The following is a 19,048-nucleotide window of genomic DNA, read 5'->3' as shown; positions in this document are numbered from 1 at the left end:
ATCGTCCGACCGGACGCATCCCGTCGTCTCAGAATGCGAAAGGATCCGGACCCGCGCGCGTCACCGGGGCGCGGGGGATCACCAGCGAGCAGCTGAAGCCTTCCGACCCGTACAGGAGCTCGGCCTTGCCCCCGAGTTCCTTCTCGATGCTCAGATGGAGCAGCCGCGATCCGAAGCCCTTGCGGGACGGTGGCTGAACGGCAGGGCCGCCCTGTTCGGACCACTCGATCGCCAGGATGTCTTCCTCCGCCTTCTCCTGCCGGAGGGTCCACCGTATGTCGAGTGTCCCCGCCGGATCGGATAGCGCCCCATACTTGGCGGCATTGGTGGCGAGTTCATGGATGACCATGCCGAGCGCCAGGGCCTCGCGCGGGCCGAGGGGAAGGCTGAGTCCGTCCAGCCGAATCTGCTCCCGGGAATAGGGCTTCAGTTCGTGCTCGAAGATTTCGCGCAGACAGGCGACCTCCCACCCGCCGCGCGTCAGCGCGTTGTGGGTCTCGGACAGCGCGAGCAGCCGGCCTTCGAAGCTCCGCCGGAAGTCCTCAGGCGATTGGGCGCGCTGGGCGGTCTGCGAGGCGATCGACTGGATCGTGGCCAGCGTGTTCTTCACGCGATGGTTCAGCTCGTTGATCATCAGTCGCTGGCGCCGCTCGCTCTGCGTCACCGCCGCGAAGGCCTGGTGGCGATCGGTCACGTCGAGGACCACGCCGATCATGCGGCGGGGTTTTCCCCCGTCCCCGATAACCGCGCGTCCCCTGACGTTCACCCATCGAGCCTCGTCGGCCAGGCAGTATTCGTCGTCATAGTCCGTGCCCGCGAGCAGGGCGGCCCGCAAGACCTGGTCACGTCTCGCCCGCTCCTCGTCGGACAAGGCGCCAATGGGAAACTTCGCGTGCCGGACGCTGTCCTCGAGCTTCAGGCCGAAGATCTCCTTGCCCTTCGGCGAGACATGGACGGTGCTGGAGCGCAGGTCGAGTTCCCAGTAGCCGACCCCGCCGGCCTCCAGCGCCGACGACACGTTGGCCCGCTGATCGTAAAGGGACGCCATCAGCGCGAGCAGCAGGATCAGCAGCGTTCCACCGGCGACCGAGGCGGCGAGGATGTAAGGCGGCGCCCCGAAGGGCACCAGCCGGGCATCCGCCAACGGGGTCAACTCCAGCGCCGCCATCGCGGTGTAGTGCATTCCGACGATGGCCGCCCCAAGGGTCAGTGCCGCGGTCAGGCGCCAGCCGAGCGCCGTTTCCCGGCGGGCCGCGAAGAGCGCCGCGGTGGAAGCCGCGATCGCGATCACCAGGGAGAGGACCACCAGCCGGGCGTCGTAGCCGAGCGAGACGGCGGTCCGGAGCGCCGCCATGCCCACATAGTGCATCAGGCAGATGCCGACGCCCATCGCGGCGCCCGCGACCAGGATGTGAGGCTTGCGGGCGTTTTCGCGGGTGGCGAAGAAGAACGCGCCGGCCGTCGAGCCGATCGCCAGCACCAGGGAGACCAGCGTCAGGAGCGGATCGTATCCGACGGCCGAGCCCGGATCGAAGCCCAGCATGGCGACGAAATGCATCGACCAGATGCTGAGGCCCATGGCGAGCGCGGCGTTGGCAAGCCACACGAGCCGGGCCTGTCCGAGGTTGCTTCGCACCCGTCGAAAGAGATCGAGAGCCGTCCACGAACCAAGGATGGCGACCACCAGGGACAGGAGGACGAAGATCGGATCGTGGCTTGCGTGCATTTAAACCCGTCATGATGAAGCGCCGCGGCCGTCCGCCGGTGGCTGACGGCGCAGACGTAGGGGACGGCTAGCGCCTCCGGCTTGAACTTTACCTGAACAGGACGAAGCAGGGCGAGCGCTTTCTCCTGGCGGCAGCCGCCGTGAGCGCTGGGCGGCTGACATAGAACCGCCAGCGCGACAGGGCGTTCGTGGCGGACGAAGGGCGGATGCGAACACCGCCTGCTGCGTGCCGACTGCCATTTACGCGCACGGTCTTGACCTTCCAGTCAGTGGAAGCCCGATCTAGCGGAAACGTATCGCGGGCGGCGAGCGGACATGGCCTGCCGCCGCTTCAGATCAGGAGGATCGTCATGAGCGCGACATCGCCCCATTCCCCGGAAAGGACGGCCGTCCTCTACCGCATGGTCATGGAGAAGCATGTCTGCCCCTACGGGCTGAAGTCGAAGGACCTTCTCGAACGCCAGGGCTTCGCAGTCGACGACAACTGGCTCACGACGCGCGAGGAGACCGACGCCTTCAAGGCCAAGCACGGGGTCGAGACGACGCCGCAGACATTCATCGGGGGCGATCGCGTCGGTGGCTACACCGAGCTGCGCAAGCACTTCGGCAAGGCGGTGCGGTCGAAGGACGAGACCACCTACCAGCCGGTGATCGCGATCTTCGCGGTCGCCTTCCTGATGGCGCTCGCCGTCTCCTTCGCGGTCTACGAGACGGTGTTCACCCTCCGGGCGATCGAATGGTTCTTCGCCATCTCGATGTGCCTGCTCGGCATCCAGAAGCTGCAGGACGTGGAGAGTTTCTCGACCATGTTCCTGAACTACGACCTGCTCGCCCAGCGATGGGTGCCCTACGGCAAGCTCTATCCCTTCGGCGAGACGCTCGCGGGCCTCCTGATGATCGCCGGCACGCTCACCTGGCTGTCGGCGCCGATCGCGCTCGTCATCGGGACGATCGGGGCGGTGTCGGTCTACTATGCGGTCTACGTCCAGAAGCGCGAACTCAAATGCGCCTGCGTCGGCGGCGGGTCCAACGTGCCGCTCGGCTTCGTGTCGCTGACCGAGAACCTCGTGATGATCGGCATGGGCCTGTGGATGCCGCTTCGGATGATCTGGGGCGGATAGGGCCTCATCGCGGCGATGCGCCCGCGTGGCGGTGCCCGACCCGCAGGGCCCGCCGGAGGCTCGTCGCTGCAAGCGCCGGCCATTCGGGCATTGACGCCTACGCTGTCGGGCGGCCGGGCCACCATGCAAAAGGGAGAACGACGATGATGGGCGAATACTCGGGTGGCATGGGCTGGATGCCCTTCGGCATGGGGCTCTGGGGCGTCCTCGTCCTGGTCGTGCTTGTCCTGGTGATCGCGGCGCTGGTGAAGTACCTGCGCCGCTGATCGTCGGGAGGGGAATGCGCCTTCCGCCCTCCGGCCTTGCCGGAAGAGAATCGGCGCGCCGACCGCGGCGGACGGCTTTCCTGCCGCCGCAGGCCCGCTGTGATGGCTCGCAACCGCCGGACGGACCGTCGGCGGACGCGGCGATTCGGGCGGGGTCAGCGCCGGTCGTCTTCCCATCTCGGCGCCGCCCTGACGCCCGCGCGGTGGTCCGTCATCGACGGAAGGCTCGCCGGAAGCGTCGCGACCAGCTCGTCCAGGAATAGCTGCACCGCGCGTGGAAGCTGTCGGTCGCGCATCACATGGACATGGACGGCTCTCGCCGTGCGAGCTCCCTCCGCCAGGGGGAAGGTCGAGAATTCCCCGCGGAGGAATGGCCCCAGGACCGACAGGTCGGCCAGCGGGGCGACCGCCCGCGTCGATTTCACGAAGGACAGGATCGACGAGAGGGCATTGGTCGTCATCACCGGCTCGATGGAAATCCCCTGATCCCGGCATGCCGCATCGAACACCTGCCGAGAGGTCGTGTCTTCCGGCATCAGCACGGTCGGATATTCCTGCAGCACTCGCAACGGCACGGGGGTGTTGCCGGCGAGCGGGTGGCCATTGGCGCAGAGACCGACCATCGACACGTCGGTCCGATGGACGATCGCGGTGTCGGGCGCCCGGCTGATGGCAAACGTCATCCCGATGTCCACTTCGCCCGAGGCGACCCACTGGGTCACCTTCAGGGGCGGCATGACGGCGAGTTCGAAGCGGATGCCCGGGAAGCGGGTGTGGAAATCCGCCATGGCGTTCGGCAGCACGTCCATCGCGAAGCCTTCGCTGGTCGCGAGGCGAATGAGGCCGCGAGTCGTGCCCTGCAGCGCCAGGATATCCGCGACCGCGACGTCCGCCTGCATCAGGATGTGATTGGCATGGCGGGCCAGCAGTTCGCCGGCCGGGCTCGGCGCCATGCCGCGCGGCCGTCGTTCGAACAGCACGCAGCCGAGCTCATCCTCGAGATTGGCGATCTGGCGGCTGATGGCCGAGGCGGCGACGTTCAGTCGAGCCGATGCCGCGGCGATCGAGCCGCAGCGCGCAACGGCCAGAAAATATCGCAGGCTGCTGGTCTGCATGGGCACTCCGGTTGCGTTGCCAAAACGGCATGGCAGCGCTCCACTAATTCTACTTGTTGCGACGTTTTATGCCCAGCATGTTTGCAGGGCAAAAAATGCAGCAGATCAGATCACTGTCCTGTTCGCAGGGCGTATCGCGGTGTGACGATCGACATGTCCCGCCACCTAGCAATGAGGGTCCTGATGAACATCCGCCTGAACCGAATGTCGATGCTCGCACTGGGAGCGGCGCTTCTGGCGACGCCCGCCGTGGCGGGACCCGAGGACAACTCGCTCAACTGGGCGTCGGACTCGATGCCGTCGAACATCGACTTCTACCAGCACACGATCCGCGAAGGCATCGTCCTGGCGAACCACATCTGGGACGGCCTGCTGTATCGCAATGACGAGACGGGCAAGTTCGAGCCGCATCTCGCCGAGTCCTTCCGCTTCATCGACGACACGACCATCGAGTTCGTCCTGCGCAAGGGCGTCAAGTTCCACAACGGCGAGGAACTGACGGCCGACGACGTGGTCGCGACGGTCGAGTACGTCACGACGAACGCGACGCCGCAGCCGATCTTCTTCCTCGAAGGCGCCGAGAAGGTCGACGACTACACCGTCCGGCTCAAGACCGCCGGCGTCTTCCCGCCGATCCTCGAATACATCGCCAACCTCCTGCCGATCTACCCGGCGAAATACTACGCCGAGGTCGGCCCGGAAGGCATGTCGAAGGCCCCCATCGGGACGGGTCCCTACCGCGTCACCGAGCATGTCGCCGGCGAGCGCATCACCATGGAAGCCTTCCCCGACTATTTCGGCGGCATGAAGGGTCAGCCGTCGATCAAGACCCTGGTCTTCCGGCGCATCGGCGAGTTCAACACGCAGGCCATCGAGCTGATGAGCGGCGGCCTCGACTGGATCTGGCGGGTGCCGCCGGATGCCGTCGACCGGCTGGCGACGAGCGACGCGATCAAGGTCGATGCCGGCGAAACGCTGCGCATCGCCTTCCTCGGCATGGACGCGCTCGGCCGTTCCGGCGACAGCCCGATGCAGAACCTCAAGGTCCGCCAGGCCGTCAACCACGCGATCGACCGCGAGGCGATCCGCGAGGCCCTGATGGGCCCGGGATCGCAGGTCATCAACACGCCCTGTTCGCCCGCCCAGTTCGGCTGCGTCGTCGATGCGGCGGTCACCTACGACTACGATCCGGAAAAGGCCCGCGCGCTGCTGGCGGAAGCCGGCTATCCGGACGGCTTCTCGCTGGAGTTCTGGGGCTATCGCGACCGGCCGCTGATCGAGGCGGTGCTCGGAAGCCTCGCCGAGGTCGGCATCAACGGCAGCCTGAACTTCGTCCAGGCATCCGCCATCGCCACCGCTCGCGACGAAGGCAAGCTGCCGATGTGGTTCCAGGCCTGGGGCTCGAACTCGATCCGCGACATCAGCGGGTCGGCCGGCTACTGGTTCTCCGGCTCCGAAGTCGACTATTCGAAGGACGAGCGCGTCATCGAGCTGCTGGAAGAGGGCAACACCAGCGACCCCGAGAAGCGGCTGAAAGCCTATAGCGAGATGATCACGCGCATCACCGAGCAGGCCTACCAGGTGCCGCTGTTCACCTATGCGCTGAACTACGCCTACAACTCGAAGCTCGAGTTCACGCCGGTTCCGGACGAGACGCCGCGCTTCTTCCAGTCGCGCTGGATCACCGAGTAACCAGCTCGCCTCGCAGGTCGTTCATCGACGACGGGAAATCCCATGCTTCTCTACATGGCACAACGGATCGGCCTGGCAGTCTGCGTCTGCCTGGCCGTCTCGCTGCTGGCTTTCCTCCTCCTCAACGCGTCCGGCGACGTTGCGTCCGCCATCGCCGGGGAGGAGGCGACGCCGGCCCAGCTGGCGGCCATCCGCACGGAACTGGGGCTCGACCGGTTCTGGCTGATCCGCTACGCGGAATGGCTCGGCAACGCGCTGCAGGGCGATTTCGGCAATTCGCTGTTCTTCAAGCAGCCGGTCGCCGACCTGATCTTCTACCGCCTGCCGAACACGCTGACGCTGGCCTCGCTCGCGGCGCTGGTCATGCTGTGCCTGGCGGTGCCGCTGGGCGTCCTGGCCGCGCTCTGGCCGGGATCCATCGTCGACCGGACGGCGCTCGCCATCGCGGTGATGGGCCAGGCCATGCCGAACTTCTGGTTCGGCCTGATCCTGATCGTCGTCTTCTCGCTGATGCTCGGCTGGGCGCCGGCCTCGGGCTCGGCGACCCTCGGTCACTTCATCCTGCCGGCCATCGCGCTCGGCTACTACTCGACCCCGCCGATGATGCGCCTGATCCGCGCCGGCATGATCGAGGCGCTGTCCTCCGACTACATCCGGACCGCCAGGGCCAAGGGCATCGGCACCGGCAAGGTCATCTTCAAGCACGCTTTGCGTAACGCCGTCATCCCGGTGATTTCGCTGCTCGCCGTCCAGTTCGGCAACATGCTCGGCGGGTCCGTCGTCATCGAGACCGTCTTCGGCATCCAGGGGCTCGGCTATCTGGCGTGGGAATCGATCTCCCGCATGGATCTGCCGGTCGTTCAGGCGATCCTGCTGATCGTCGCGGTGTTCTACATCGCGCTGGTTCTCCTGTCCGACATGGTCAATTCCTGGCTCGACCCGAGGATCCGCATCCAATGAGCGCCGTCGATCCCGTCCTCGTCGCCCCGCCGGCCGGGCAGGGCGCACCCAAGAGCGATGTGTGGCGGCGGCTGCGCCGCAACCCGACATTCGTCCTCGGCGCCGCCGTGTTCGTGCTGATCCTGCTGGTGGCGATCTTCGCGCCGCTGCTCGCGCCCTACGACCCGTATTCCCAGAGCATGAGCAACCGCGTCGTGCCGCCGGTCTGGATGGACCGCGGATCGTGGGAGCACGTCCTCGGCACCGACGGGCTCGGCCGCGACTATCTGAGCCGCATCATCTACGGCGCTCGGATCTCGCTGCTGATCGCGATCTTCACGGTCATCACCTCCGGCCTGATCGGCACGACGCTCGGCGTCCTCGCCGGCTATTTCGGCGGCAAGATCGACCTCCTGATCAACTTCTTCATCATGACCCGGCTGACGCTGCCGGTGGTGATGGTGGCGCTGGCCGTGGTCGCCCTGTTCGGCGGGTCGCTGACCGTCGTCGTGCTGGTGCTGGGCTTCCTCTTGTGGGACCGCTTCGCCGTGGTGACGCGGTCGGCGACGCAGCAGCTGCGCAACCAGGAATACATCCAGGCCTCGCGCTCGCTCGGCTTCACGACGCGCCAGATCATCTTCCGCGACGTCCTGCCGAACATCTTCGACCGGCTGGCGGTGATCGCGACCTTCGAGATGGCGCAGGCGATCCTGCTGGAGGCCGCGCTCTCCTTCCTCGGCCTGGGCGTCCAGCCGCCGACGCCCTCCTGGGGCCTGATGGTCGCCGAAGGGCGGCAGTTCCTGCTCTTCGATCCCTGGCTGATCATGATCCCCGGCGCCGCGATCTTCGTGCTGGTGATGGCGATCAACCTGGCCGGCGATGGCCTGCGCGACGCGATGGCGCCGGAAAACCGCAACTGACATGCAAATCGATACGGGAGTGACAGTCTTGTCCAATGGAATTGGCACGCGCGAAAGCGGCGTCTCCGCCGCGCGGGACTATGTGAGGAATGGTACGTTCAAGGCGGAACTCGCCCGGCGCGTTGCCGTCCCCTCGGAAAGCCCGCGCGAGGATTCCGGTCCCGACCACCGGCGCTATCTGACCGATGAGATCGCGCCGGACCTCGAGGCCATGGGCTTCACCACCCGCATCCTGGAGAACCCCGCCGCCGAGCGCCTGCCGGTGCTGTTCGCCGAGCGGATCGAGGATGCCGCGCTCCCGACGATCCTGACCTACGGCCACGGCGACGTGCTGTGGGGCATGGGCGGCGACTGGAAGGAAGGGCGCGATCCCTTCCGGCTCGACGAGGCGGACGGCCGCCTGTTCGGCCGCGGCACGGTCGACAACAAGGGCCAGCACACGATCAACATCGCCGCGCTCCGCTGCGTCCTCGAGGCCAAAGGCAAGCTCGGCTTCAACGTCAAGGTGATGATCGAGATGGGCGAGGAGAGCGGCTCGCCGGGTCTCGTCGAGATTGCCGCGGCCCATAGCGACCTGTTCGCGGCGGACGTCCTCATCGCCTCCGACGGGCCGCGCACCGCGCCGGCCACGCCCACCATGTTCCTCGGCGCGCGCGGCGGCATGGGATTCCATCTGATCGCCGACGAGCGCCCCGGCGCCTACCATTCCGGCAACTGGGGCGGCCTGCTGGTCAACCCCGGGATCCGGCTGGCCCATGCGCTGGCGACGATCACCGACGCCAAGGGCCGCCTCGCCATCCGCGAATGGACGCCAGGCGAGATCCCCGCAAACGTCCGCAAGGCGCTGTCGACCATCTCGCTCGAGCCGGATGCCAGCGATCCCGAGACCGATCCCGAGTGGGGCGAGCCCGGCCTGGTCGGCCCCGACCAGGTGTTCGGCTGGTCGAGCTTCGAGATCCTCGCCTTCACCTGCGGCCGCCCGGAGGCGCCGGTCAATGCCGTGCCGGGCAACGCCCGCGCGACGTGCCAGCTGCGCTACGTCGTCGGCGTCGAGACCGATCGCATCCTGCCGGCCCTGCGCGAGCATCTCGACGCGCACGGCTTCCTGGACATCGCGATCGAGCCGATGAAGCGCGGCTTCTTCACCGCCACCCGCACCGATCCGGACAACGAATGGGTGCGCCTCGTCGCCGCCTCGATCGAGCAGACGACCGGCAAGGCGCCGGCGATCCTGCCCAATCTCGGCGGCTCGCTGCCGAACGAGATCTTCGTCGAGACGCTCGGCATGCCGACCGTCTGGGTGCCGCATTCGCACCGCGCCTGCGGCCAGCACGCCCCGGACGAGCACATGCTGCTCTCGGTCGCCGAAGAGGCCGCCATGATGATGGCCGGCATCTTCCACGACATCGGCGAGCGGGCGGCATGAGCCAGACCGAGCGCGAACCCGTCCTGGCGGTCGACGGGCTGACCGTCGACCTGCCGAAAAGCGGCGATCGGCCTCACGCGGTGGAGGCGCTTACCTTCCGCGTCAACGCCGGCGAGATCGTCTGCATCGTCGGGGAATCGGGCTCGGGCAAATCCGTCACGGCCTTCACCACGATGGGGCTGCTGCCGAAGGCGCTGAAGCCTTCGGCCGGTCGCGTCATGTTCGAGGGACGCGACATCCTGAAGATGCGGCAGCGCGAGCACGCCCGCCTGCGCGGCAATCGCATGGCGATGATCTTCCAGGAGCCGATGACCTCGCTCAACCCGTGCTTCACGGTCGGCGACCAGATCGAGGAGGTCTTCAAGGCGCACAGCAGCATCGGCAAGGCCGAACGCAAGGCGAAGACGCTGGCGCTGATGGAGGAGGTGCATCTTCCGGACGTCGATCGCATCTACCGGTCCTATCCGCACCAGCTGTCCGGCGGGCAGCGCCAGCGCATCGTCATCGCGCTCGCCCTGGCGATGAATCCCTCGCTGCTGATCGCCGACGAGCCGACGACCGCGCTGGACGTGACGACGCAGGCGCAGATCCTGCTGCTGATGAAGCGGCTGAAGGACACGCACGGCGCCGGCATCCTCTTCGTCACCCATGATTTCGACGTCGTGGCCGAGATCGCCGACCGCGTCGTGGTGATGCAGAAGGGGCGGATCGTCGAGGAAGGCCCGGCCGAGCAGGTCCTGTCGAACCCGCAGCATCCCTATACGCGCCAGCTGATCGCCGCGGTGCCGCCGCGCCGTTCGGCCGAGCCCGTGCCGCTGCCCGCCGACGCCGAGACCGTGCTGGAGGTGAAGGGACTGGCAAAGACGTTCCACGTCGCGCGGACGTTCCTGTCGCCGGAGCGCACCGTGCATGCGGTGCGGCCCGCCACGTTCAGCCTGAAGCGGGGCGAGACGCTCGGCATCGTCGGCGAGTCCGGCTCCGGCAAGACGACGCTGGTGCGCACGCTGATCCGGCTGATCGAGCCCGACGGCGGCGGCGAGACGCTGATAGGCGGCACCGATTTCGCTTCCCTTCCGAGGGAAAAGCTGCGGCGTTTCCGGAGCCAGATCCAGATCGTCTTCCAGGATCCCTACGGCTCGCTCAATCCGCGCCGCACCATCGGCGACCAGCTGGTCAGCGCCCCGATCAATTTCGGCATGGGGAAGGACGAAGCGTGGAAGCGGGCGCACGAGCTGATGCGCATCGTCCGCCTCGATCCGGAGGCGCTCGCCCGCTATCCCTCGCAGTTCTCCGGCGGACAGCGCCAGCGCATCTGCATCGCCCGCGCGCTGATGATGGAGCCGAAGATCCTGATCGCCGACGAGGCCGTCTCGGCGCTCGACGTCTCGGTGCAGAAGGAGGTGCTGCAGCTCCTCAAGGACGTGCGGGACCGCATGGGCCTGACCATGCTGTTCATCACCCACGATCTGCGGGTGGCGGCGCAGATCTCCGACCGGATCGCCGTGATGAAGAACGGCGAGATCGTCGAGATCGGCACGGCCCGCGCCGTCTTCGAGCACTCGACCAACGACTACACGAAGTCGCTGCTCGCCTCGATGCCGGGCATGAACTGGGACGTGCCGCAAATCGACACGGCCCATGCCTGACGGCGAGGGCATTCAGGACGGAACGGCGAGCGGCCTCGGCGCTGCGACGGAGCCCCTGCTGGACCCGGTGTTCCGGCATATCGCCGCCAACGAGGACGCTTTCGTCGCGCGGCTGATCGACTATCTGCGCTACCCCTCGATCAGCGCCCAGGACATCGGCATCCGAGAGGTCGCCGCGCTGCTGGAGACGATGCTCGTCGGCATGGGCATGGACGTCGCGGTGGTCGAGACCGATGGCCATCCGATGGTGGTCGGCTCGCTGCCGCACAGGCCGGGCCTGCCGACGATCCTGTTCTACGGCCACTACGACGTGCAGCCGCCGGAGCCGCTGGAGGCCTGGACCAGCCCGCCCTTCGAGCCGACCATCCGCGACGGGCGCGTCTATGCCAGGGGCGCGGGCGACAACAAGGGCCAGCACTTCGCGCAGATCCTGGCGATCGAATCCTGGCTTCGCGTGCATGGCGAACTGCCCTGCAACTTGAAGATCCTGCTCGAGGGCGAGGAGGAGGTCGGCAGCCCGCATATCGAGGCGTTCGTCGAAGCCCACCGGGAACTGCTGCAGGCGGACCTCGTGGTGACCGCCGACGGGCCCCTCGACGCCTCCGGCGCGCCGGTGATCATGTTCGGCACACGCGGCGCCGTCCGCTTCGACCTGATCGCGCGGGAAGCCAGCCGCGACCTGCACTCCGGTAATTTTGGCGGCATCGCACCGAACGCGGCGTGGACGCTGGTGCAACTGCTGGCGACGATGAAAAGCCCGGACGGGACGATCACCATCGACGGGATCTACGACGACATCGTGCCGCCCGGCGAGCGCGAGCGCGCCGCGGCCGATGCGCTGCCCGTCGACCTCGATGCCTTGAAGCGGGAGATCGGCATCCGCGAACTCGACGCGCCGCGCGACCGCCCGCTCTTCGACCGCATCATGTTCCAGCCGACCCTCACCATCAACGGCATCATCGGCGGCTACACGGGCAAGGGGATCAAGACGGTGATCCCCTGCGAGGCGCGGGCCAAATGCGACATGCGCCTGGTCGACGGCATGGCACCGGAGACGGTCCTGTCGCTGGTCGAGGACCACGTGCGCCGGCACGCCCCAGGCGTCGAGTTCGTGCGGCAGGGCGGCGGCAAGCATCCCTCCAAGACGGACATGGACCACCCGTTCGCCGATGCGCTGATCCGCGCGGTGACGCTCGGTCACGAACAGCCGCCGCTGCTCTATCCGATGATCGGCGCCAGCGGGCCCGATTCCGCCTTCACCCGCATCCTCGGCATCCCGGCCTTCTTCGTCCCCTACGCCAATGCCGACGAACGCAACCACGCGCCCGACGAGAATATCGGGCTCGACTTCTTCCACAAGGGCATCCGCACCGGCGCGGCGATCATCGCGCAGATCGCGGCGTCGGCACGCTAGCGCCATGCAGACCTCGGAAGTGTCGGCATGACCATGCTCAGCGCGTTCCATCCGGCCCGGTTCGACTATCCCCGCTTCGCGCTCGCGCTCGGGATCGGCGGGCTCGGCACGGCAGCATTCCTCTACATGGGATGGCCGCTACCCTGGATGCTGGGCGCGATGCTTGCCTGCACCCTGGCCGCCCTCGTCGCCATTCCCGTCCGCGCGCCGATGATCGTGCGGCCGCCGATGTCGGTGGTGCTCGGCGTGCTGCTCGGCGCCAGCTTCTCGGCCGACATGGTGAGCCGGATGGGCGCCTGGATCCCGACGCTCGTCGGACTGATGCTGTTCCTCCTCGTCTCCGGCGCGGCCTGCGTCGTCTATTTCCGCAAGATCGGCGGCTACGACCTGCCGACGGCCTATTTCGCCGGCATGCCGGGCGGCCTCATCGAGATGGTGCTGCTCGGCCAGGCCCGCGGCGGCGACGCGCGGCGCATCGCGCTCGTCCACTCGATCCGCATCCTGCTGACGGTGTCGTGTCTGCCGTTCCTGATCCCCGCGCTCGGCGGCGGTGATATCGGCACGGGCGCCGCCACCGGCGCACCGATCGGGGGGGCGAGCCTGGAATCGGTGCTCTGGCTCATCGGCACCGGCATCGTCGGCGCCATCCTCGGCCGCAGGCTCAAGCTGCCCGCGCCGTATCTGCTGGGCCCGATGATCGCCAGCGGCGTCGTGCATCTCGCCGGCTGGACGCACACCGCGCCGCCGCGCGAGATCGTCTGGCTCGCCCAGCTGGTGCTCGGCGTCACGCTCGGCTGCCGCTTCGTCGGAACCGCCCCGAGCGAGATGCTGCGGACGCTGGTCCTGTCCTTCGGCTCGTTCCTCATCCTGATCGCCAGCGCGGTCGGCTTCGCCTTCGCTCTGGCTGCGCTGACGGCGCTCGACGTCGTTTCCGTGGCGCTCGCCTACGCGCCGGGCGGACTGGTGGAGACGAGCGTCATCGCGCTCGCCCTGCAGATCGAGGTGGCCTTCGTCGCCACCCACCACATCGTGCGCGTCGTCCTGGTCATGGCGGCCGCCGCGCCGATCTTCGGGTGGATGGAGCGACGGAAGCCGAGCCCCTGACGGCCGCGTTGTTTCGCTTCCGGATGCCGCGCAGCGCACGACCTCGACGGAACGCAGCCCGTCGAGGCGGCCCGAAGAGCCCGTGCTTTGCCTTCAAACCGCTTCAGAGGCCGTCCGGCCGTGGCTGGATGGGCGGGTTCACGTCGGCCGGGATCGGCGAGTCGTAGGGCTTTCGCGCCAGCCGCCGCTGATGGTCCGCCTTGGCGCGTGCCAGCAGCACCGGATCGCTCAGCAGATCGACCGCCGTGCCCGCCATTGCCTTGGCGGCGTAGACGAGGCCCTTCTTGGCGGCGGGCGCCTTGCCCTGCGCGGTGATCTGCCAGGAATGTCCCGGCGAGCCGATGGCGTGGGTGGCGACGCGCGCCTGCACCGTCGGTACCGCCCAGGAGACGTCGCCGACATCGGTCGACCCGATCATCGGCTCGCCGACCGAGCCGAACGGTACGATGAAGTCGCAGAGCGGCGTCTCGGGGCGCTCGTCGACGCCGTTGCTGAGATAGTCGTTGGCGATGTCCTCCGCGCTCAGCGTCGCCTGGATCTGCGCGGCGAAGGCCCGGTCGTCGGCGTCGAAGGGGACAGGCCCGAGCCGCTCGAGATTGGCCTGCATCGTCTCCTCCATCGGCGTGTTCGCCAGAAGGTTGGACACGGCGCTGAGGATGGTGACCTCGACCTCGGTGCCGGTCATCAGCGCCGCGCCGCGGGCGACGTCGATTACCCGGGCGTTCAGGGCCTTCATGCCGTGAATGTCGCGCGAGCGCACGGCGTAGCGAACCTTGGCATGGGCCTGCACGACGTTCGGCGCGATGCCGCCGCCGTCGATCATGGCGTAGTGGATGCGCGAATCCGCCGGCACGTGCTCGCGCAGATAGTTAACGCCGACATTCATCAGTTCGACCGCGTCGAGCGCCGAGCGGCCGAGATGCGGCGCTGCGGCCGCATGCGAGGCGCGGCCCTTGAAGGTGAAGTCGATGCGGGTGTTGGCAAGCGACTTGGCGTCGTCGACCCGGGTGAGCGAGGCCGGATGCCAGGTGATGGCGGCGTCGACGTCGTCGAACAGGCCGTCGCGCACCATGAACGCCTTGGCGGCGCCGCCTTCCTCGGCCGGGCAACCGTAATAGCGCACCGTCCCCGGCAGCTTGTTCTCGGCGAGGTAGTTCTTGAAGGCCGTGGCGGCGAGGAGCGCCGCCGAGCCCAGCATGTTGTGGCCGCAGCCATGGCCGTATCCATAGCCGTCGAGCGGCTTCGGCTCGGCGATGCCGGCCTCCTGGCTGAGGCCGGGCAGTGCGTCGTACTCACCGAGGAAGGCGATGACCGGGCCGCCGGAGCCGGCCTCGCCGATCACCGCGGTGGGGATGCCGGCGGGTCCCTCCGTCACATTGTAACCCTCCTCGCGCAGCATCGCCGCGTGCTCGGCGCTGGAGCGGAACTCGGTGTAGGCGATCTCCGGCATGCCCCAGATGCGATCGCTCAGCGCCTCGTAGTCGGCGCGCCGGGCGTCGACGAGGTTCCAGATGCGCTCGGCGTTGGATTGGCTCATGGTCTTCCTCTTGGGCTTGTCAGAAGGGTTCGACGCCCGCGGCGCCGGGAGAGGGTGTCCGGTCAGCCGATGTCGTTGAGGTGGCAGGCCGAAAAGCGGTTCGCGGCGATTTCCTTCAGCGCCGGGCGCTCGACGCGGCAGCGCTCGAACGCATGCGGGCAGCGCGGATGGAAATGGCAGCCGGGCGGCGGATCGATCGGGGAGGGGATTTCGCCCTTGATCGCCGAATAGACCTTCTTGGTGGTGGCAAAGGTGGGGATCTCGGCGAGCAGCGCCTGGGTATAGGGGTGGTTCGGCGCGGCGAAGATCTCCTCGCTGGCGCCCTGCTCGACCATCCGCCCGAGATACATGATCGCGATGCGGTCGGAGATGTGCTCGACGACGCCGAGGTCGTGGCTGATGAACAGATAGGTGAGATCAAGTTCCTCGCGCAGGTCCATGAACAGGTTGAGGATCTGCGCCTGGATCGAGACGTCGAGCGCGGCGACGGATTCGTCGCAGACGATGAAGTCCGGCTGCACCGCCAGCGCCCGGGCGATGCCGATGCGGGCCCGCTGGCCGCCGGAGAACTGGTGCGGATAGCGCTTGCGCATCGCCGGATCGAGCCCGACGCGCTGCAGCGCCGCCTCGACATAGGCGTCGATCTCGCCGCGGCCGGCGAGGCCATGGACGCGCGGCGCCTCGCCGACGATCTGGTCGACCCGCATCCTCGGGTTGAGCGACGACATCGGGTCCTGGAAGACCATCTGCACCTTCAGCGCGGCTTCCCGGGCCTCCGCGCCCTTCAGGCCTGCCACGTCACGGCCGCGAAAGCGGATCTGCCCGGCGCTGGGTGGGTGCAGTCCGGCGACCATGCGACCGAGCGTGGACTTGCCGCAGCCGGATTCGCCGACGAGGCCCATCACCTCGCCCTTGCGGATCGACAGGTCGACGCCGTCGACCGCATGCACGGTGAGCTCGCGCACCGTGGCGCCGAGCATGCGCGCGGTGCGTTCGGCCAGGTCGAGCTGCTTGACGAAGCGCTTGGAGACGCCGTCGATGTCGAGGATCGCCTCGCTCATGGTCGTGTCCCCGTCCGGGCGGCGGCACCGCTTGGTTGGCCGGCGGTTTCCGCCGCGGCGGGCATGTGCGCATCGGCCGCCGCGTCGAGCGTCCAGGGATGGAAGCAGCGGACCTTGCGGTCGGGCAGCTTCTCCTCCAGCGCCGGCTCTTCGAGGCAGGCGGCGTCGGCGCGCGCGCAGCGCGGCCGGAAGGCGCAGCCCTGCGGCAGGTTGAGCAGCGACGGCGTCATGCCGCTGATCTGCTGCAGCCGGGCGCCGCGCGTCTTGCCCTGCGGCACGGAGTCGATCAGCCCCTTGGTGTAGGGATGCAGCGGCCGCTCGATGACGCGGGCGGTCTCGCCCTCCTCGACGACGCGGCCGGCATACATCACCGCCAGGCGGTCGGCGAGGCCGGAGACGATGGCAAGGTCGTGGGTGATCCAGATCAGCGCCGTGCCGGTCTCGGCGCAGAGCTTCTGCACCTCGGCGAGGATCTGCGCCTGGATGGTAACGTCGAGCGCCGTCGTCGGCTCGTCGGCGATGATCAGGTCCGGCTTGTGCAGGAGCGCAATGGCGATGGCGACGCGCTGGCGCATGCCGCCGGAGAACTGGTGCGGGTAGCTCTGCAGGCGCTCGTCGGGCGAGGAGATTCCCACCATCACCAGCGCCTCGCGGCAGCGCTTGAGCGCTTCGGCGCGCGGCATCTTCTCGTGCGCCAGCACCGTCTCGACCATCTGCGTGTCGATGCGCAGCACCGGGTTCAGGGTCATCATCGGATCCTGGAAGATCATCGCGATGCGCTTGCCGCGTAAGCCGCGCAGCATCGGCTCGCCGCCCTTCACCAGGTCCTCGCCGTCGAAGGTGATGGTGCCGCCGACGACGCGTCCGGGCGGGTCGACGAGGCCGAGCAGCGAGAAGCCGGTGACCGACTTGCCGGAGCCGGATTCCCCGACGAGGCCGAGGATCTGGCCGCGCTCGAGGCTGAAGCTGACGCCGTCGACCGCCTTGGCGACGCCGTCGCGCGTGAAGAAATGCGTCTGCAGCCCGTCGACGCTGAGCAGCGCGGTCATTTCTGCAGCCTCGGATTGAAGACGTCGCGCAGGCGGTCGCCGACGAGGTTGATAGCGAGGATGGTCACGACGAGGGCGATGCCGGGGAACAAGCTGACCCAGTAGCGGCCCGAGAGCAGATAGTCGTAGCCGTTGGCGATCAGCAGCCCGAGCGAGGGCTCGGTGATCGGCACGCCGACGCCGAGGAAGGACAGCGTCGCCTCGAGCGCGATGGCCTGGGCGATCTGCACGGTGGCGACGACGATCAGCGGCGGCAGGCAGTTCGGCAGGAGATGGTGGAACATGATCCGGGCGTGCGACAGCGCCAGGCATCGTGCCGCGTCGACATAGTCCTTGCGCGCCTCGACGATCGCCGAGGAGCGGACGGTTCGGGCGTAATAGGCCCACTGGACGATGACAAGCGCGATGATCACCTTGTCGACGCCGCGCCCCCAGAGCGCCAGCAGGATGAGGGCGATCAGGATCGCCGGGAAGGACAGCTGCAAATCGACCACCCGCATGATCAGCGCGTCGATCCGGCCGCCGAAATAGGCCGCCGCGATGCCGGCGGTGACGCCGATGGCGATGGCGAAGGCGAGCGATACCGTCGCGACGACGAGGCTGATGCGCAGGCCGTAGAGGATCGCCGAGAGCATGTCGCGGCCCTGCTCGTCGGTGCCGAGATAATAGGTGCCGCCGGTCGCAAAACTCGCCGCGCCCGGCGGCTGGCCGCCGTCCATGATGTCGAGCTGGGCGAGGTCGTAGGGGTCCTGCGGCGCGATCAGCGGCGCGAAGATCGCCAGCAGCAGGATGACGAGGAACAGCACCAGACCGGCGACGGCCAGCCGGTCCTCGAAGAAGGCGCGCGCGATGCGCTTCAGCGGGCTGTCGACGGCGACAGGCGATGTCGCGGCGGGCTCCAGGCCCGAGACGAAGGCGTCGTCGCTCATGACTTCACCTGCGACAGCCGGATCCGGGGATCGAGCGCCGAATAGAGGAGATCGACGACGAGGTTGATCGTGACGATGATCACCACCGTCAGCATCAGGTAGGCGACGATCACCGGGCGATCGAGCAGGTTGATCGAGTCGATCAGCAGCTTGCCCATGCCGGGCCACGCGAACACCGTCTCGGTGACGATGGCGAAGGCGATCATCGAGCCGAGCTCGAGGCCAAGGATGGTCACGACCGGGATCATGATGTTCTTCAGGATATGGACGAGGACGATGCGGCGCGAAGAGAGGCCCTTGGCCCGCGCGAACTTGACGTATTCCTGCAGGCTGACCTCCCGCGTGTTGGCCCGAGTGAGGCGGATCACCAGCGACATCTTGAAGAGAGCCAGGTTCAGCGCCGGCAGCAGCATGTGCTGCAGCCCGTCCCAGGTGAGGAAGCTCAGCCGCACGCCGAGCACCGTGACGGTCTCGCCGCGCCCGCCGGCCGGCAGCCAGCCGAGCAGCACGGAGAAGACCAGGATCAGCAGCATGCCCTGCCAGAAGTTCGGCAGGGAGAAGCCGAAGATCGAGCCGGCCATGACCGAGCGGCCGCCGATACTGTCCGGCTTCAGCCCGGCATAGACGCCGAGCGGCACGCCGATCAGCACCGAGATCAGCAGCGCCGTCACCGCCAGTTCCATCGTCGCCGGCAGCCGCTCCAGGATGATCTCGGCCGCCGGCCGGCCGTAGACGAAGGAGGTACCGAGGTCGCCCTGGAAGAGATTGCCGACGAAGCGCGCGAACTGCTCCCAGAGCGGCTTGTCGAGCCCAAGCCGCGCCGTGGTGGCGGCGATCTCGGCCTGGCTGGCCTCCGGGTTGATCAGGATGTCCACCGGATTGCCGATGGCGAAGACCCCGACGAAGACCATGATGGCCATCGCCGCGAGGGCGACGATGCTTTGGCCGAGACGGCGCAGGAGATAGACGGTCATCGTCGGCGTCCGGGTTGGGTAGGGCCTTCCAGCGGCCGGTGCGCTTCAGTGCGCCCCGAACTGGCGATCGACGGCTCGCCGGCGGGGGCGAAGTCGTCGGGCGAGGGCGGCGCCGACCACCTGGCGGCG

The 19,048-nt window shown here is 67.9% G+C and carries 17 protein-coding genes; 10 read left to right on the top strand and 7 right to left on the bottom strand.

Annotation, left to right across the window (positions count from 1 at the left end; translation table 11 throughout):
- Positions 1-28: 28 nt before the first annotated feature.
- Positions 29-1,726, bottom strand: coding sequence for an MHYT domain-containing protein (locus tag LXB15_RS11235; protein ID WP_233948546.1), 1,698 nt, complete (start codon positions 1,724-1,726; stop codon positions 29-31).
- 350 nt (positions 1,727-2,076) lie between these two features.
- Here LXB15_RS11235 and LXB15_RS11230 point away from each other — a divergent pair, with 350 nt between their 5' ends.
- A complete protein-coding gene (locus LXB15_RS11230; RefSeq protein WP_233948545.1) occupies positions 2,077-2,847 on the top strand; it encodes a glutaredoxin in 771 nt (256 codons plus the stop codon).
- A 143-nt stretch (positions 2,848-2,990) separates the two neighbouring features.
- Positions 2,991-3,113, top strand: coding sequence for a hypothetical protein (locus LXB15_RS20955; protein ID WP_255696586.1), 123 nt, complete (start codon positions 2,991-2,993; stop codon positions 3,111-3,113).
- A 155-nt stretch (positions 3,114-3,268) separates the two neighbouring features.
- Here LXB15_RS20955 and LXB15_RS11225 read toward each other — a convergent pair whose 3' ends face one another.
- The gene (locus tag LXB15_RS11225; protein ID WP_233948544.1) at positions 3,269-4,228 is read right to left on the bottom strand and encodes a LysR family transcriptional regulator; all 960 of its coding nucleotides are present in this window, start codon (positions 4,226-4,228) and stop codon (positions 3,269-3,271) included.
- Here LXB15_RS11225 and LXB15_RS11220 point away from each other — a divergent pair.
- From LXB15_RS11220 to LXB15_RS11185, 8 genes are read left to right on the top strand one after another with little or no spacing between them, the layout of a single operon-like run.
- Positions 4,116-4,373 carry a hypothetical protein gene (locus tag LXB15_RS11220; protein ID WP_233953304.1) on the top strand — a complete coding sequence of 86 codons (258 nt, stop codon included), beginning with the start codon at positions 4,116-4,118 and terminating at the stop codon, positions 4,371-4,373. The two genes, LXB15_RS11225 and LXB15_RS11220, sit on opposite strands and share 113 nt — an antisense overlap.
- A gap of 38 nt (positions 4,374-4,411) precedes the next feature.
- Positions 4,412-5,920 (top strand): ABC transporter substrate-binding protein, encoded by a 1,509-nt coding sequence (locus LXB15_RS11215; protein WP_233948543.1) that lies wholly within the window; start codon positions 4,412-4,414, stop codon positions 5,918-5,920.
- 42 nt (positions 5,921-5,962) lie between these two features.
- Entirely contained in the window at positions 5,963-6,880 is a 918-nt protein-coding gene (locus tag LXB15_RS11210; protein ID WP_233948542.1) for an ABC transporter permease, read from the top strand.
- Entirely contained in the window at positions 6,877-7,779 is a 903-nt protein-coding gene (locus tag LXB15_RS11205; protein ID WP_233948541.1) for an ABC transporter permease, read from the top strand. Before LXB15_RS11210 ends, LXB15_RS11205 begins: the two co-directional genes overlap by 4 nt.
- A 28-nt stretch (positions 7,780-7,807) precedes the next feature.
- Entirely contained in the window at positions 7,808-9,205 is a 1,398-nt protein-coding gene (locus LXB15_RS11200) for a M20 family metallopeptidase (RefSeq protein ID WP_233948540.1), read from the top strand.
- Positions 9,202-10,851: an ABC transporter ATP-binding protein gene (locus LXB15_RS11195; RefSeq protein ID WP_233948539.1), complete on the top strand. Its 1,650-nt coding sequence runs from the start codon at positions 9,202-9,204 to the stop codon at positions 10,849-10,851. The genes LXB15_RS11200 and LXB15_RS11195 overlap by 4 nt, the downstream gene beginning before the upstream one ends.
- On the top strand, positions 10,844-12,265 hold the full coding sequence (locus LXB15_RS11190; RefSeq protein WP_233948538.1) for a M20/M25/M40 family metallo-hydrolase: 1,422 nt from the start codon (positions 10,844-10,846) through the stop codon (positions 12,263-12,265). The genes LXB15_RS11195 and LXB15_RS11190 overlap by 8 nt, the downstream gene beginning before the upstream one ends.
- 27 nt (positions 12,266-12,292) lie before the next feature.
- Positions 12,293-13,369: an AbrB family transcriptional regulator gene (locus LXB15_RS11185; RefSeq protein WP_233948537.1), complete on the top strand. Its 1,077-nt coding sequence runs from the start codon at positions 12,293-12,295 to the stop codon at positions 13,367-13,369.
- A 103-nt stretch (positions 13,370-13,472) separates the two neighbouring features.
- On the opposite strand, the gene LXB15_RS11180 is transcribed toward LXB15_RS11185, so the two are convergent.
- The 5 genes from LXB15_RS11180 to LXB15_RS11160 form a co-directional block, all read right to left on the bottom strand.
- Positions 13,473-14,906 carry a M20 family metallopeptidase gene (locus LXB15_RS11180; protein WP_233948536.1) on the bottom strand — a complete coding sequence of 478 codons (1,434 nt, stop codon included), beginning with the start codon at positions 14,904-14,906 and terminating at the stop codon, positions 13,473-13,475.
- Positions 14,907-14,968: 62 nt separating this feature from the next.
- Positions 14,969-15,967 (bottom strand): ABC transporter ATP-binding protein, encoded by a 999-nt coding sequence (locus tag LXB15_RS11175; protein WP_233948535.1) that lies wholly within the window; start codon positions 15,965-15,967, stop codon positions 14,969-14,971.
- Entirely contained in the window at positions 15,964-17,016 is a 1,053-nt protein-coding gene (locus LXB15_RS11170) for an ABC transporter ATP-binding protein (RefSeq protein WP_233948534.1), read from the bottom strand. Before LXB15_RS11170 ends, LXB15_RS11175 begins: the two co-directional genes overlap by 4 nt.
- The gene (locus tag LXB15_RS11165) at positions 17,013-17,945 is read right to left on the bottom strand and encodes an ABC transporter permease (RefSeq protein WP_233948533.1); all 933 of its coding nucleotides are present in this window, start codon (positions 17,943-17,945) and stop codon (positions 17,013-17,015) included. The genes LXB15_RS11170 and LXB15_RS11165 overlap by 4 nt, the downstream gene beginning before the upstream one ends.
- Entirely contained in the window at positions 17,942-18,919 is a 978-nt protein-coding gene (locus LXB15_RS11160; RefSeq protein ID WP_233948532.1) for an ABC transporter permease, read from the bottom strand. The genes LXB15_RS11165 and LXB15_RS11160 overlap by 4 nt, the downstream gene beginning before the upstream one ends.
- Positions 18,920-19,048 lie beyond the last annotated feature (129 nt).

Source organism: Aurantimonas sp. HBX-1, from assembly GCF_021391535.1.
Taxonomy (GTDB): Bacteria; Pseudomonadota; Alphaproteobacteria; order Rhizobiales; family Rhizobiaceae; genus Aurantimonas.
The sequence above is the reverse complement of the archived record's forward strand: the minus strand, read 5'-3'. Positions and strand labels throughout refer to the sequence as shown.